The organism is Mycobacterium kyogaense (genome assembly GCF_003254575.1).
Taxonomy (GTDB): domain Bacteria; phylum Actinomycetota; class Actinomycetes; order Mycobacteriales; family Mycobacteriaceae; genus Mycobacterium; species Mycobacterium kyogaense.
Window position 1 is genome coordinate 18,056 of sequence record NZ_QJUA01000031.1, and the last position, 15,456, is coordinate 33,511.

Annotated in this window: 12 protein-coding genes; 6 read left to right on the top strand and 6 right to left on the bottom strand. The window is 69.4% G+C overall.

Features of this window, described 5'->3' with window-relative positions; genetic code table 11:
* Positions 1-24: 24 nt before the first annotated feature.
* Both DMB80_RS19555 and DMB80_RS19560 read left to right on the top strand, forming a co-directional pair.
* The gene (locus DMB80_RS19555) at positions 25-759 is read left to right on the top strand and encodes a class I SAM-dependent methyltransferase (RefSeq protein ID WP_111511375.1); all 735 of its coding nucleotides are present in this window, start codon (positions 25-27) and stop codon (positions 757-759) included.
* A 109-nt stretch (positions 760-868) separates the two neighbouring features.
* Entirely contained in the window at positions 869-5,023 is a 4,155-nt protein-coding gene (locus DMB80_RS19560; RefSeq protein WP_111511376.1) for a protein kinase domain-containing protein, read from the top strand.
* 248 nt (positions 5,024-5,271) lie between these two features.
* On the opposite strand, the gene DMB80_RS19565 is transcribed toward DMB80_RS19560, so the two are convergent.
* The gene (locus DMB80_RS19565; RefSeq protein ID WP_111511377.1) at positions 5,272-6,402 is read right to left on the bottom strand and encodes a BTAD domain-containing putative transcriptional regulator; all 1,131 of its coding nucleotides are present in this window, start codon (positions 6,400-6,402) and stop codon (positions 5,272-5,274) included.
* Positions 6,403-6,481: 79 nt separating this feature from the next.
* Between DMB80_RS19565 and DMB80_RS19570 the strand changes: the two genes are divergently transcribed.
* Both DMB80_RS19570 and DMB80_RS19575 read left to right on the top strand, forming a co-directional pair.
* The gene (locus DMB80_RS19570) at positions 6,482-7,969 is read left to right on the top strand and encodes a glutamate-cysteine ligase family protein (protein ID WP_111511378.1); all 1,488 of its coding nucleotides are present in this window, start codon (positions 6,482-6,484) and stop codon (positions 7,967-7,969) included.
* Positions 7,966-8,370 (top strand): hypothetical protein, encoded by a 405-nt coding sequence (locus DMB80_RS19575; RefSeq protein ID WP_111511379.1) that lies wholly within the window; start codon positions 7,966-7,968, stop codon positions 8,368-8,370. Before DMB80_RS19570 ends, DMB80_RS19575 begins: the two co-directional genes overlap by 4 nt.
* A gap of 5 nt (positions 8,371-8,375) precedes the next feature.
* On the opposite strand, the gene DMB80_RS19580 is transcribed toward DMB80_RS19575, so the two are convergent.
* Positions 8,376-9,305, bottom strand: coding sequence for an alpha/beta hydrolase (locus tag DMB80_RS19580; RefSeq protein WP_111511380.1), 930 nt, complete (start codon positions 9,303-9,305; stop codon positions 8,376-8,378).
* A 109-nt stretch (positions 9,306-9,414) separates the two neighbouring features.
* Here DMB80_RS19580 and DMB80_RS19585 point away from each other — a divergent pair, with 109 nt between their 5' ends.
* Positions 9,415-10,065 carry a class I SAM-dependent methyltransferase gene (locus DMB80_RS19585; RefSeq protein ID WP_111511416.1) on the top strand — a complete coding sequence of 217 codons (651 nt, stop codon included), beginning with the start codon at positions 9,415-9,417 and terminating at the stop codon, positions 10,063-10,065.
* Here the strand turns inward: DMB80_RS19585 and mftD are convergent.
* Positions 10,062-11,228, bottom strand: a complete 1,167-nt coding sequence (mftD, locus tag DMB80_RS19590) for a pre-mycofactocin synthase MftD (protein ID WP_111511381.1) — start codon at positions 11,226-11,228, stop codon at positions 10,062-10,064. The genes DMB80_RS19585 and mftD overlap by 4 nt on opposite strands.
* A 156-nt stretch (positions 11,229-11,384) precedes the next feature.
* Between mftD and mftM the strand changes: the two genes are divergently transcribed.
* Positions 11,385-12,257, top strand: coding sequence for a mycofactocin oligosaccharide methyltransferase MftM (gene mftM / locus DMB80_RS19595; protein ID WP_111511382.1), 873 nt, complete (start codon positions 11,385-11,387; stop codon positions 12,255-12,257).
* On the opposite strand, the gene DMB80_RS19600 is transcribed toward mftM, so the two are convergent.
* Genes DMB80_RS19600 through DMB80_RS19610 form a run of 3 tightly spaced genes read right to left on the bottom strand, consistent with a single transcriptional unit; the run spans position 12,254 to position 15,421 of the window.
* Entirely contained in the window at positions 12,254-12,892 is a 639-nt protein-coding gene (locus tag DMB80_RS19600; RefSeq protein WP_073684463.1) for a MadR family response regulator transcription factor, read from the bottom strand. The genes mftM and DMB80_RS19600 overlap by 4 nt on opposite strands.
* Positions 12,889-14,238, bottom strand: a complete 1,350-nt coding sequence (locus DMB80_RS19605; RefSeq protein WP_162938621.1) for a MadS family sensor histidine kinase — start codon at positions 14,236-14,238, stop codon at positions 12,889-12,891. Before DMB80_RS19605 ends, DMB80_RS19600 begins: the two co-directional genes overlap by 4 nt.
* Before the next feature lies 1 nt (position 14,239).
* Positions 14,240-15,421, bottom strand: coding sequence for an iron-containing alcohol dehydrogenase (locus tag DMB80_RS19610; protein WP_046364028.1), 1,182 nt, complete (start codon positions 15,419-15,421; stop codon positions 14,240-14,242).
* Positions 15,422-15,456 lie beyond the last annotated feature (35 nt).

Below are 15,456 nucleotides of genomic sequence, written 5' to 3' on the forward strand. Positions count from 1 at the left end.
AGCGACGTCGCACGCCTGGCGGGCATGCCCCGCGGCGGCCCCAAAGCGTCCTGCCTGGATCGTCTGTTGGAGACCGACCGCCAGGAGTACCTGGACCGCGACGACGTCGATCCGCAGATCAAGCGCAGCGTGATCCGCGCGCTGGACTGGACCGGTGATGTCTTCGGCAACCACGACCGGTTCGCCACCCTCGCGCTCGAACAGGTCGCCGACGTGCCCGACCCCCGGATTCTCGAGCTGGGTGCCGGGCACGGCGCACTGTCTCGCCGGCTCCTCGAGTGGCACCCGACGGCCCGCGTCACCGTCACCGACGTCGCACCCGAATCCGTCGCGGCCATCACCGCCGAGCTGGGCGCCCATCCCCGCGCCACCGTCGCACAGATGGATGCCACCGCCCTCGACGCCGACGACGGTGCGTTCGACCTCGCAGTGTTCGCGCTGTCGTTCCATCACCTGTCGCCGGCGGACGCCGTGCACGTCCTCGCCGAAGGCACCCGCGCGGCCACCACACTGCTGATCATCGACCTACCCCGGCCGCCCGCACCGCTGCACCTGGCCCGGCTGGCGACGATGCTGCCGCTGGCACCGTTCCTGCCGTTCGCGCACGACGGCGTGATCAGCTCGCTGCGGGCCTACAGCCCGTCGGCGCTGCGCGCGCTGGCCCGCCACGCCGATCCGGACATGCACGTCGAACTGCGCGGTGGCTGCCTCAGCCCGCAGGTGATGCTGGCCTCGAGAGGACCGTCGGCAGGCGCCTGAGCTCGGTCTCGACGGCCTCGCGGCGGTGCGCCGCACCGATCGTGTCCTGAGCCAAGCGGCATAATGTGACACTGTCGAGGGGGTTGCTCGCTGCTCGGGGGGGGTGTGAATGGAGGGGACACCTTTCGGTCGCTATCGGTTACTCGATTTGCTGGGCCGTGGGGGCATGGGCGAAGTCTGGCGTGCCCACGACACGGTGACCGACCGTGTCGTCGCCCTCAAGCTGTTGCCGGCCCAGTGGGCTGAAGACGAGCTCTACCTCCAGCGTTTCCGCCGGGAGGCGCACGCCGCCGCTCGCCTCACCGAGCCGCATGTGGTGCCGATCCACAACTACGGGGACGTGGACGGCCGCCTGTACGTGGACATGCGCCTGATCGACGGATCTGACCTGCAGAGTCTGCTGGCCGGCGGGGCGCTGATCCCGAGCCGGGCCGTGGTGATCGTCGAGCAGGTCGCGATGGCCCTGGATGCCGCTCATCAGACCGGTCTGGTGCACCGGGACGTCAAGCCGTCGAACATCCTCATCGCCCGCTACGACTTCGCCTACCTGATCGATTTCGGGGTGGCGCGGGCGATCACCGACACGGGCCTGACCAATTCCGCGCACATCGTCGGCACCCTGCTCTACATGGCCCCCGAGCGGTTCCGCAACGGCGTCGGTGACGTCGGGTCCGACGTGTATTCGCTGGCCTGTGTGCTGGCCCAGTGCCTGACCGCGACCACACCGTTCCCCGGCCAGAGCGTCGAGGAACAGATGATGGCCCATCTGACCGCGCCACCGCCCATGCCGTCGGCGATCAACCCCTACATCCCGGCCGCGTTCGACGCCGTCATCGCCAAAGGCATGGCCAAGAATCCCGACGACCGCTATCAGAGCGCGCTGGAGCTCGCCGAGGCGGCGAGCCGGGCGCTCGACCGGTCGGTCTCCGGCCAGGCGAGGGTGTCGGTGACGTCGAGCCGGGGAGGCGCGGACGGCGATCTGGTGGCGACGCTGTTGGGCAGCGAGGTCGGCGAGGTCAGCAGAGTCAGTAAGGTCACAGCCCTCGACGAGACGAGTGAGGGCGACCTCGATCTGTCGCGTACGGGCGATTCGATCGATGACCTGCTGGACCGGGCCGTCGCGGCCATCAACAGCGGCGATCGGGCGCGGGCGTCGGCCCTGGCCGATCAGGTGCTGGCTGTCGACCATCGCAACGCCGAGGCCGAGGATCTGCTGCGCGCTCCGACCGATCGCGGCGAGATCCGGCGCCTGACGATGATCTCGGCCGATCTGGTCGATGCCACCGATCTGGCGTTGCGTGTCGAGCCGGAAACCCACCGCCTCTTGATCAGTCGCTTCCGTGACGTCGTCCGCCAGGTGGCCGAGCGCTACGAGGGTCACGTCGCCACGGCCAACGTCGACGGGCTGCTGGTGGTGTTCGGCTATCCCAATGCGCACGAGGACGACGTGCACCGCGCGGTCCAGGCGGGGCTCGACATCGCCCACGACGTGGCGCGGCTCAGCGAGCAGGCCCGACGCAGGTTCGGAGCGGGCGTCGATGTCCGCATCGGTGTGCATCGCGGGCCGGTCTATCTCGACAGCGACCAGGACGACGTGTACGGCCTCGCGGTCAGCCTGGCCGCGCAGGTGTCCGCGCTGGCGCCGACGGGCGGGGTGGCGGTGTCTCACTCGGTGGAACCGTTGGTGCGCAACGCATTCGATCTCGAACGGCTGCCGTCGGCCACGATGCCGGGTTCGGCGGAGGTGATCAATCCGTTCCGCGTTCTCGGCGAACGCGCCTACACCACGACCGCACCCATGGGGCCGCTCGTGGGGCGGGACCGCGAATCCACTCGACTGGAGAAGAGCTGGCGGCGCGCGCAGGCGGGCACGCTGACGGTGCCGGCCGTGGTGTTCCGGGGTGAGGCGGGTATCGGCAAGAGCCGCCTCGCCGCCACGGCCACCCAGCTGGTGCAGCACGACGGCGGAACCGTTCTCGAGCTCGTCGGCTCCCCTGTGCACACCGACGTGGGCCTGCATCCGGCCCGGTTGCTGCTGGAACGACGCTGCGGCATCACGCGGATGACCGATCCGGTCCGCCGCCTGCAGCTGCTGGAGGCCGAGCTGCGGACGCTCGGGCTGGACCCGGATGCCGAGATCCCCTTGCTCGCACCGATTCTCGGCCTCGACGCCGCACTCGGCTATGCACCACCGCAGGCCGAGGGACGCAAACTGGCGGAGCTCATCGCCGCAGCAATGGAGAACTACCTGTTCTCCGCCTTCGGCGGTCGGCCCGGCCTCCTGCTGGTCGAGGACGCCCACTGGTTCGACCGGTCCACGCTGGACTTACTGGGCAGCGTGCTCAGCACGACCGGCGGCCGGTTGCTGGTGGTCATCACCGGCCGTGAGGGCAACTGGCTCGGCGAGCAGTGGCCCGCGAAGGTCTTCGATCTGTCGCCGCTGTCGGACGAGCAGACCGACGAACTGGTGCTGGCCCTCGATCCGCGGATCGCGCCGGAACAGTGCGCGGCGGTGCGAGCCAGGTGCGGCGGCGTGCCGTTCTACATCGAGCAGGTGGTCAACGGTCTCGATTCCGATTCGGGCGCAACGCATTCGACGGTCCCTGACTCCCTGTACGAGCCGCTGTTCGCCCGGTTGCTCGCCGTCCCCGACGTGGTGCCGGTGGTCGAGGCGGCCGCCGTGATCGGCAGACACGTGGATCGCGGGTTGCTGATCGCGGTGTCGGCGCTGAGCGAGGACGCGGTCGACGACGTCATCGACGAGCTCGAGGACGCCAAGGTGTTCGAGCCGCACGGGCCGGACGTGTGGAAGTTCCGTCACGAACTCCTGCGTGAGGTGGCCGCGGAACTGGCGCCGCCGAGCGTGCGTCGTGCCCTACACGGGAGGACCGCAGACGTCTTGGTCGCCGGTGCGGCCGGGGAACCGGACTGGCGTCTGGTGGCCGCCCACTACGAGCAGGCCGAGCGGCACGCCGATGCAGCAGGCGCGTACCGCGAGGCGTCGGCCACCGCGCGCCGTCGCGGCGCCCTGGAGGAGGCCCGCGCCTACCTGACGAAGTCGTTGGCGCAACTGGAGCTGTGCCCGCCGGGCCGCGACCGCGACCGGTTGGAGATCGAGCCACGGCTCGAACGGGGATTCCTCACCTCGACCGCGGAGGGTTACCAAAGTCCTTCGGTGGCAGAGGATCTGGAGCGGAGCCTGCAGATCGTCGGCTCGGATCTGCACGACGATCAGGTGATCGGGACCCTGCTGGCGGTCAGCAGCTATTACATCAACAAGTCCGATCTGCGGCGCGCGCACCAGCTGGCGGAAGCTCTGCAGGAGACGCCCGACGAGCGGCGCCGGGTGTGGAACCCCGCCATCGCCTGCGTGCAGGGCATGGTGAGTTTCCTGCGTGGCGAATTCGAGCGCGCCAGAGAGTATTTCGAAGAGGCGAGTGCCGGTTTCGACGCCGAGGGCCAGAACAGCATGCAGGAGCTGTGGTTCATCCCGTGGGACGTGGTCGCGCTGGCCTACGAGCACCTGTCGATCTACCACGCGCTGCGCGGAGAACAGGCAGCTGCAGAAGCCGCGATGGTGAAGGCCGTGAACCGCGGTGACGAGCTGGCGTTCCCGTGGGGGCCTTACAACCAGGCCTATGCCCACCACATCGAGATCTGGCTGCGCCGCGAGAGCGGTGACCTCGCACGCGCCCAGCAGGTGGTGGCCGAGATGGTCGAACGGGCCGAGCGATACGGCATCGATTTCTGGCATGCGCTCGGCTCCACGCTCGGACAGGCCACCGTCGCGGCCGAGGTCTCGCTGCACGCATCCGAGTCCGGCGAGGGGTTGACGGAGCAGATCGACGCGCTGACCGGGTTCACCGACTTCTGGCGAGCGCTCGGGCTGTACGCGTACCAGACCCAGTACGACTGCGTGATCGGCCGCCTGCTCATCGCTGCAGGACGCCGCGACGATGCGCGGGATCGCATCAACGGCGCGCTGCAGATCGCCGAGGACACCCAGATGCACTTCTTCGACGCGGAATTGCTGCGGGCCCGGGCGAGCACGCACACCGATCCGGACACCAGGGCGGCCGATCTGGGGGCGGCGATGGCCTTGGCCCGCCACCAGGGTGCACCACTGTACGAGTTGCGGGCCGCACTCGACGATGTCGACCTGCGCGGCGAGCCGGCGCACCCCCAGCTCGCCGACGCGTTGGCCCGGCTGCCGGCCGACTGCACGTTGCCCGACGTGGTGCGGGCGCGCGCCGTTCTCGGCTGACCGGGTGGCCGGGTCCGGGGTCCTCGGCGCACCGAATTCCCCGGACCCGACCGGTCGGCCGCGTGAGTCCCCTCGCACCAGCGGCCTGCTCGTCGGGCACCGGTCGTACCGTCCCCCGATCGGTGGCGCGGCCGCCCAAGTCGACCGTGCCGTCCCGGTGTCCCCGACGAGTGAGACAAGGTTCTCGGGACGACCTTGGAAAAATCTTGGGACTGTGGCGTCCTCGGTGGTCCTGGGGCGCCGCGGTCTCAGTCTCCGTCGTGCTCGAAGACGAACTCGCCGTCGCCGATTCCGAGCCGGTCGCCGTCGGAGAGTTCGGCGCTGCCCTGAATGCGGCCGCCGCGCAGGGATATTCCGTTGGCCGAGCCGGCATCCATGATCACGTACCCGGTGCCGGAGCCGATGATGACCGCGTGCTGGCGGCTCACGCGCGGGTCGCCGAGCACGATGTCGTTGCCGGAATGCCTGCCGATCCGGGTGACGACGTCGGTCAGTGGATACGTCTGGCCCGACGGCGTGCGTAGCCGCGCGGTACCGCCCGGTGTCGCCGACATCAGACGGTTGACGGTGGCGACCATCGTGTCGGCCGCGGTCTTGCGAATCGACGGTCCGACGTTCAGGGGCGCCTGGCGCAGGATCACGGCGTGCAGATCACGCAGCTCGGGCGCCGGGTCGATGCCGAGTTCGTCGGCGAGCACATCCTTGACGCGACGATACGCATCCAGGGCATCGGACTGGCGCTGCGCGAGGTAGTAGGCCGTCATGAGCTGCGCCCACAGCGGCTCCCGGTACGGGTGGCGGGCGACCAGTTCTTCGAGTTCGCCGATCACCGACTCGGCTCGCCCGCAGGCGATCTCGGCCTGCGCCCGCACGGTGTGGGCTGAGATCCTGTCTTCCGAAAGCGCCACCTCGAACGACGTCACGAAGGGGAAGCCGCGCAGATCGGCCAGGAAGTCACCCTGCCACTGCGCGAGCGCGTCGCTCAGGTGCGCGCTCGCGTCCTCGAACCGCCCCTCCGCGGCAGCTTCCAGCCCCGTCCTCCGGGCCGCGATGAAGCGGCCGAGGTCCACGTCCTGCTCGTCGACGTGTACCCGGTAGCCACCGGATGCCTTCTCCAGGAAGCGGCGGTCGTCCACGCCGGCGGTACGCAGCAGGCGACGCAGATTCGAGAGGTAGGCGTGCAGGCTGGCCCGGGCTTCGGCCGGGGCATTCTCGCCCCACACCGCATCGATCAGCGCTTCGGTCGGCATCGGGCGGTTGCGGCCCAGCACCAGCACCGCGAGCACGGCGCGCTGCTTGGGTGTGCCCAGGGGCACGACAGTGCGATCGACGGCCACGTGGAACGGCCCGAGCAGCACGAAGGTGGCGCGCGCACTCATCCCCTGACCGTTCCTCCCCTCGTGCTCCGCCCGACCTTACCGGCCAACTGTGCCGCCCGATCGCAGCCGATGGCGTTGAATGGCTGTCGTGGGCGAGGAACTGACGCAGACCGAGTTCACTCGCGAGCATCGCCGCGAGTACCGGCGCAAGGTGCAGCTGTGCCTCGACGTGTTCGAGACGATGCTGGCGCAGTCCAGCTTCGACTTCGAGAAGCCGCTCACCGGCATGGAGATCGAGTGCAACCTGGTCGACGGCGACTATCAGCCGGCGATGAACAACTCCGAGGTGCTCGCGGCGATCGCCGATCCCGCGTATCAGACGGAGCTCGGCGCCTACAACATCGAGTTCAACGTGCCGCCGCGCCGGCTGCCCGGCCGCGCGGCGCTCGATCTGGAGGGCGAGGTACGGGCCAGCCTGAACGCGGCGGAGGCGAAGGCCAACAGCGACGGCTCACACATCGTGATGGTCGGCATCCTGCCCACGCTGATGCCCCAGCATCTGTCCGGGCACTGGATGAGTGAGTCGACCCGCTATCAGGCGCTCAACGACTCGATCTTCACCGCGCGCGGTGAGGACATCGACATCGACATCCACGGCCCGGAACGGCTGAGCCTGCAGACCGCCTCGATCGCTCCCGAATCTGCCTGCACCAGTATGCAATTGCACCTACAAGTGTCTCCCGGCGACTTCGCGAACAACTGGAATGCCGCCCAGGTGCTGGCCGGGCCGCAGCTCGCGCTGGGCGCCAACTCGCCGTACTTCTTCGGCCACCGGCTGTGGGCCGAAACGCGCATCGAGCTGTTCGCCCAGGCCACCGACACCCGCCCCGACGAGTTGAAGACGCAGGGGGTGCGGCCGCGGGTGTGGTTCGGGGAACGGTGGATCACCTCGATCTTCGATCTGTTCGAGGAGAACGTGCGGTACTTCCCGTCACTGCTGCCCGAGCTGTCCGACGAGGATCCGGTCGCCGAACTCGCCGCCGGCCGGACACCGACGCTGTCGGAGCTGCGGCTGCACAACGGCACCATCTACCGCTGGAACCGGCCGGTGTACGACGTGGTGGCCGGCCGCCCGCACCTGCGGGTGGAGAACCGCGTCCTGCCCGCGGGGCCGACGGTGGTCGACATGATGGCCAACGCGGCGTTCTACTATGGCGCGCTGCGGGCGCTGTCCGAGGAGGACCGCCCCCTGTGGACCAAGCTGAGTTTCTCGACGGCACAGGCGAATTTCGAGGCTGCCGCCCAGTACGGCCTCGATGCCCGCCTGTACTGGCCGGGCGCGGGCGAGGTCACTCCCGACGAGTTGGTGCTGCGGCATCTGCTGCCGCTGGCCGACGAGGGGCTGCGCCGCTGGGAGGTGGCCGCTGAGGTTCGCGACCGCTACCTCGGGGTGATCGAGGGCCGCGCAAAGTCGGGCCGCAACGGCGCGGTGTGGCAGACGGCGGCGGTGGCGGCGCTGCAGGGCCGCGGTATGAGCCGGCCCGCGGCGCTGGCCGAGATGCTGCGCCTGTACTGCGAACGCATGCACTCCAACGATCCGGTACACACCTGGGAGGTGCCGACGTGAGGGGACGCCTCATCGCCTGCGCGGCAACCGTTCTCACCGTCGCCACCGCCGGCACTGCCGCGGCCGAGCCGGTGCTCGTGCTGGCCGGTGGGCAGCAGGCGGGAGTGGCAGGTTCGGCCGTGACCGTCCGCTTCGAGCGGGTGCTCGAGGACTCTCGGTGCCCCGCGCTGGTCGACTGCGTGTGGGCGGGCCAGGCGCGCATCGCACTCGTCGTCGAATCCGCCGGCACGCCGCCGCAGACGATCGAGCTCAGCACCTACCCCGCATCGGAGACGACGGGGCCGACGGCCCAGGTGGGCGGGCACAGTGTCGCGTTGCGTGCCCTCGACCCCTATCCGCGATCGCCGCAGGATGCCATTGCGCTGCAGGACTACCGGGCCACCGTCGCCATCGACGTGTGACGGGCCTACGTGCCGGAGAGGAACTCGCGGTAGAAGCCAGCCAGTCGATCGACGGCCTGGTCGACGTACTCCGGAACGTCGTACATCTCGTAGTGACCGGCACCCTCGATCACCATCAGGTCGATCGGGTTCGGCGCCATCGCCCACAGTGTCATGCCCGCCTCGTAGGACATGGTCACGCCCCGGCGCCCGGCGACGATGACCGCGAGAGGCTGCGTCAGCAGCTGGTCCACGAGGTGGAACGCGTCGTAGCCGATCAGCAGCGCATCGCTTCGGGCCAGCCGCCGGTTCGTCGACCGCGGGTGCCCGCCCCGCGGCGTCCGGTAGTACTCGATCGCCTGGGTGTTGTCGATGTCGGTGACGCCCGCGGCGACGGCGTCCTCGGCGGTGTCGGGTAACCAGGTGAGGCGGTCAAGGGAGCCGGTCCGGACCTCGCGGGTGCGCTCGGCCGCAAGACGGTCGAGTGCCGCGGCGGGGCCGTCAGGGGCGAAGGCCGCCGACCGCCAGCTCTCACCCATGTTGCCGGCGACCACGGTACCGACCGCGCGGATGCGGTGATCGGTGCGCGCGGTGTACACGGCGTAGCCACCGCCGGCGCAGATGCCGAGCACCCCGATGCGGCCGGGATCGATCTCGGGCACCTGTTGGAGCGCGTCGACGGCGAACGAGATGTCCTCGCCGCGACGGTAGGGGTCTTCCAGATCCCTGGGCGTCCCGCCGCTCTCTCCCTGATACGCCGGATCGAAGACGAGAGCGGCGATGCCGCGGGCGGCGAGCCGGGTCGCGTAGTTGGCGCCGATCTGCTCCTTCACGCTGCTGCCCGGGGTGGAGAGCACCACCGCCGCGAGCGGGTGGCCGGCGTCGGCATCGTCGGGCAGGTGGAGCAGACCCGCGAGGTCGAAGGAGCCGCGGGGAATGGTCAGGGGCCTGATCATGGTTGGTCAGCCTTTCAGTGGCCGGTGTTGCCTTTCTTCAAGCCTCGGGCGCGGCCGGATCTTCCCGCTCGGCGCGTAGCTTGTGGTCATGACCGACAACCTCCACGACATGGACTGGGACAGCGCATATCGGGGCGAGAGTGATTTCGCCGCTGAGCCGCCGTGGAACATCGGTGAGCCGCAGCCCGAACTCGCGGCCCTGATCGACGCGGGGCGGGTGCGCAGCGAGGTACTCGACGCCGGTTGCGGCCATGCCGAGCTGTCGCTGGCGCTGGCTGCGCAGGGCTACACCGTGACCGGGATCGACCTCTCTCCGACCGCCATCGCCGCTGCGACGGCGGCGGCACAGGAGCGCGGCCTGACCGGCGCGACGTTCCTCGCCGCGGACATCACGTCCTTCACCGGGTTCGACGGCCGGTTCTCGACGGTGATCGACTCGACTCTGTTCCATTCGCTGCCGCTGGAGGGCCGCGACAGTTACGTGCAGGCGGTGCACCGTGCCGCAGCACCAGGCGCGACCTACTTCATCCTGGTGTTCGCGCGCGGCGCGTTCCCGGCCGATGTCGAGCAGAAGCCCAACGAGGTCACCGAGGACGAACTCCGCGACGTCGTCGGCAAGTACTGGGACATCGACGAGATCCGGCCGGCCTTCATCCACGCGAAGATGCCCGCCGAAGTTCCTCTGCCGCCGCACGCCCGCGACGACAAGGGGCGGGCCAAGATGAGCGCGTTCCTGCTCACCGCCCACAAACCGGCTTAGACGCCCAGGTCTCTTCGAAAGCCCGGGGGCACAATGATACTCGTGGGCTCCAGCTCCTGAATGGAGGACAACCCGAGCCCCAGCAGTGCCGAATCGATACCGCCGCGCAGGATGTCGAGGACGTTCTCGACACCGGCTTGCCCGCCGGCCGCCAGGCCCCACAGGTAGGCGCGCCCGATCATCACCGCACGGGCACCGAGCGCCACCGCCTTGACGACGTCGGAGCCGCGGCGGATCCCGCCGTCGAGCACGATCTCCACGTCGTCGCCGACAGCCTCGGCGATGGCCGGCAGCGCGCGGATCGGGGCCGGAGTGCCATCGAGGTTGTTGCCGCCGTGGTTGGACACCGAGATCGCGGTGACGCCGGCGTCGACCGCCCGCCGAGCGTCGTCGACGCGCATCACCCCCTTGAGCATGAACGGTCCGCCCCACTGCTCCCGCAGCCAGGCGATGTCCTCCCAGGTCGGCAGTGGAGTCTGCATCCATTCGCCGTAGGCGCCGAAGAAGGTCGGTGCCGCACCGCCGTCGGCGAGGTTCGGCGCGGTCAGGTCGGGTACACGCCCCGTCTTCGCGAACTCGAGAAGCCAACGCGGCCTGCGGATTCCCTCCGGCGCGAACCGCATCATCGCCTTGAGGTCCATCCGCTCGGGGATCGCCGGGCTCCCCCAGTCCCTGCCGTTGGAGAACGACCAGTCGGTGGTGATGATCAGACCCACCGCACCCGCGCTCCGCGCACGTTCCATGCGGGCCAGCAGCTTGTCCCGGCCACCGGTCCAGTACATCTGGAAGAACGTGGCCGGGTTGGCCGCTGTGACCTCTTCGATGGGCTTGCTCGCGAACGAGGACAGACCGATCGCGGTGCCGCGCGCAGCGGCCGCGCGCGCCACCGCGACCTCCCCGTCCGGGTGCACGGCCTGCACACCGGTCGGCGAGATCAACACAGGCAACGAGATCGCCTGCCCCATCACCGTGGTCGCCATGTCCCGCTTACCGGACAGGCCCGCCACGTGGGGCGCGAAACCCAGCTCGGCGAAAGCGGCGGTGTTGTCCGACACCGTCACACCCTTCTCCGAACCTGCGACGAGTGCGCTGTAGACGCTGGGCGGCAGGCGCTTTCGGGCTCGTCGCTGCGCGTCGGCGACGGTTTCGAACCATGCGGCCATGGTGACTCCTTCACATCTCGTTGCCGTCAACGCTAGAAGCGAGAACGGCTCAGAAGAACTCACCGATCGGGCAGTACCCACCCACCCGGGCGGACCTCACATCGCGCCCGATCGGGGCACGCGAATCGCCGGCACCGCCTCCTAGCGTTGTCGAACATGCAAGCAGCGCAACTCGATCCGCTGGCACCGTCACCTCGAGGGTTGTGGAGCAGTCAGCACATCCGGGTCAGCCGCCGGCGGGGTCCGCATCGGCCCCACCGCAGCGCGGCGACGGTGTGCGCCGGCCGGTTCTGTGTGCAGCGGCGCGACGATCTGCTCTCCGTCGAGCACGATCTGAGCCCCGCCGAGCTTTCCGATGCACTGACATCGCTACTGACCGAGTACCTGGTCGACACCGAGATGCTGCGCGGTCAAGCAGAATTCGAGTTGGTGTTCACGGGTGTGGTGCGCTCGACCGTCGACGGGAGCCTGGCTTCGTGGCTGCGGTTCTATCGCAACTCGCTGCGCGCGCTCGAACGGGGTGACACCGCCTTCGGGCCCATCCACGCCGAAGCGCAGGCACAGGTGCGGGGGGATCGGCTGCTCGATCTGGGCTCGTGCTTCGGCTTCTTCCCGCTGCGCATGGCGCGCCAGATCGACGTGACGGCCACCGATCTCAACGGCTCGACGATGCGGTTACTGAACGCAGTCAGCCCGCGATTGCAGCGGCCGTTGACCACGCTGGCCTGCGATGCGACGGCCGTGCCGCTGCAGTCCGGCAGTGTCGACACCGTCACCGCGCTGCACCTGATCGAACATGTCCCGGACGACGTGATGATCGCCGTCTGCGATGAAGCCCTGCGGCTGGCACGCCGCCGCGTGGTGATCGCAGTTCCGTTCGAAGACGAGCCGCGGGAGTGCTACGGCCACGTGCAGCGCTTCGATCCGGCGCGGATGCGGCGTCTGGCTGACGACCTGATGCGCCGGCACCCGAACGTCAGCGCCCGCACCTTCGAACTGCACGGCGGTTGGCTGATCCTCGATCGCTAGATCAGACCCCGCTTGCTCGCGGCGTACACCGCCTCGGCGCGCCTGCTCACCTCGAGCTTGCGCATGATGTTGCTGACGTGGAACTTCGCCGTGGTCGCGGAGATGTAGAGCTTCTCGCCGATCTTGTTGTTGGACAAGCCTGCCGCCAGGAGTCGGAGCACCTCCACTTCCCGGTCGGTGAGCTGCGCCTTGGGTTCACCGCGTCCCGACAGGGACCGGACCACCGCTGCGGCGCTGCGTGAATCGAACGCGCTGTCCCCGGCGGAGATGGCGCGGATCGCGCGTACCAGCTCGGTGGTGTCGACGTCCTTGACCACGTAGCCGCGGGCACCGGCGTGCACGGCCCGCACCACCAGGTCCTCGTCGAGGAACGTGGTGAGGATCAGCAGGCCCAGATCCGGATACGCGGCGGAGAGCTTGCCGCACAACGTCAGTCCCTCGAACTCCGAACCCGCCGACAGCTTGAGGTCCAGCAGGACCACGTCGGGAGACGTGGCGCGTACGACGGCCTCCGCCTCGGTCTCCGAGGCGGCCTCGCCGACCACCACGAGGTCGTCGGCGCGTTCGAGGACCGAGCGCAGGCCCTGACGCAGGATCGCATGGTCGTCGACGAGGACCAGCCTGATGGGTGTCATGGCGTCCGGCTTTCTGCGAGATCCGTTGCACGATAGGGAATGCGGGCCACGACGCGGACGCCGCCGAGGCGTGAGCGGTACACGCCGAAGGTTCCTCCGTGCCCTGCCGCACGTGCGGCCATGTTGGCCAGGCCGCGGTGCCGACCGTCGACATCGGCGGCCTCGGCCATCCGCAGCATCAGGCGGAGCTTGTCCGGGTCACCGGTGCCGTCGTCGGCGATCGAGAGCGAGACCGCATCCTGGCGGTAGGTCAGCCGCACATTGGCCCGGGTCGCGTGACCGTGCATCGCGGTGTTGAACAGCGCCTCCCCCGCGATCCTCAACAGTGCGTGCTCGACCTCGCTGGGCAGTTCGCGGGCGTACCCGTCGACGCGCAGCGTGACCCGCAGATCCTCGGGCATGTGCACGGTGGCGAGCTGGCCGAGCATCGCGGCCAGACTGGACCGTTGCGCGTCGGCGGGCTGGTTCAGCGCATAGATCGCCGAGCGCAACTGCTCGGTGGCCGATCGGGTGAGCTCCTTGGCCAGGTCCAACCGACTCGCCAGTTCCCCTGACTGCGAGGCTATTTCACTGCGGCACACCTCGATCTGCATGCCTGCGGACAGCACCGTCTGCGCGACGCTGTCGTGGAGCTCCCGCGCGATGCGGTGACGTTCGGAGTTGAGCACCTGGTGGCGCTGGACCGCCCCCAGTTCACGCTGGGTGGCCAGCAGCTCGGCGTTGCGCGCCTCGGACTGCGCCAGCAGGGACACCGATTTGGTGAACAGCGCCGAGTTCTGCAGCGCCACGGCGGTCTGGCTGGCGAGGATGCGCATCACCATCGCGTCGGTGCCGTCGAGCGTCCGGTGCGGCGGAGTCCAGGCCGCGAACGCTCCGATCACCGTGCCGTCGAGTTCGATCGGTACGTGCGCGTGCTGCGTCTCGATCACCGGGAGCCGGAACGCGGCGAGCTGTCCCCGCAGGATGTCGTTGAGCCGGTTGAGGACCGCGTCGGGCAGCGCGGCCCCCGGATCGCGGGCGTCACACAGCCCCTCGAACGCATACGACACTCCCCCGGAATCCAGGATCAGATGCCGCACACTGGCTTCGGGCAGCGCGCCGTCGGCCAGGGCGAGCAGCACCCAGTCGGCGTCCAGGGTGGCGCGGGCCGCCTCTGCCACGGCACGGACGAGCTTCTCGGGGCCGTCGATCGTCTGCACCAGCGCGCGCGAGATGGTGTCCAGCGCCACCATCACCCGATCCAACCGTGCTGCGGTGAGCCGCAATTCGGAGTAGAAGCGGCCTTTGCCCGAACGCAGCCCGGTGAGCCTGGCCAGGTCCGGCGGCCCGGCGTCGGCGGCGGTCATCTCACATCGCCGCCTGGAACAGCGCGTGCATCTGGGCCACGTCGGCGGGTCGCGGGTTGGTGCTCATGCAGGCATCCGACAGCGCGGTCTCGGCCAGCCGAGGCAGGTCCTCGGGCTGCACTCCCAGTTCGGCGAGCCCGCGGGGCACCCCGACGTCGCGGGCCAGCGCGTCGATGCGATCGGCCAGCGCCAGTGCCGCTTCGACCGCCGGCGCCCCCGCATCGGCCACCCCGAGGAAGGTCGCGATGGTCTTGTACGGCTCGGGGTCTGCTTCGGCATTGAACCGGATCACATGCGGCAGCAGCACGCCGTTGACGACGCCGTGCGGCAGGTCGAGCAGTCCGCCCACCTGGTGGCTCATCGCATGGGTGGCGCCCAGGATCGCGTTGGTGAAGGCCAGCCCCGCCTCGAGCGCGGCCTGCGCCATCAGCACGCGCGACGACATCTCGTCGGGCCGGGAGAGGGTGTCGGCCAGGTTGTCGGTCACCATCTGCACGGCCCGCAGCGCGTGGTGATCGGTGAGCTGGTTGTGCCCCAGCGAGACGAACGCCTCGATGCCGTGGGTGAGGGCGTCCAGGCCGGTGGCGGCGTTGAGCCAGTCCGGCATCGTGGTCAGCAGCCGCGGGTCGATCACGGTGATGTCGGGCACCAGCGCCCGGCCGAGGATCGTGATCTTGGTGTTGCGGGTGGTGTCGGTGACGATGCAGAACTGCGAGACGTCGGCGCCGGTGCCGGAGGTGGACGGCACGACCACCAGCGGCGGGATCGGCATCTCGGCCTTGTCCACGCCTTCGTAGTCCAGGATGTCGCCGCCGTTGGCCGCCAGGATCGCCACGCCTTTGGCGGCGTCGATCACCGATCCGCCACCGACGGCGACCAGCACGTCGCAGCCGTACTCGGCGTAGCGCTCGAAGCCCGCGGCGATCTCGTGGTCTTTGGGGTTGGGCGTCAGGTCATGCCACAGCCGCGTCGCGATGCCCTGCTCGGCAAGGTGGCCGACCATCTCGTCGGCCCAGCCGGCCTCGATGAGTCCGGGATCGGTGACCAGCATCGGCCGCATCGCGCCGAGCCGCATCGCCGCGTGGGCCGCCTCGACCATCGAGGACACCCCGAACACGATCTCGGGGGCGTGGAACTTGAGCAGCCGTGACTCGACCGCCGTGTGCGTGTGTCCTGTCGTCATCTCGCCTCGCCAACCCGGGCCGCGGTCACGTGGTG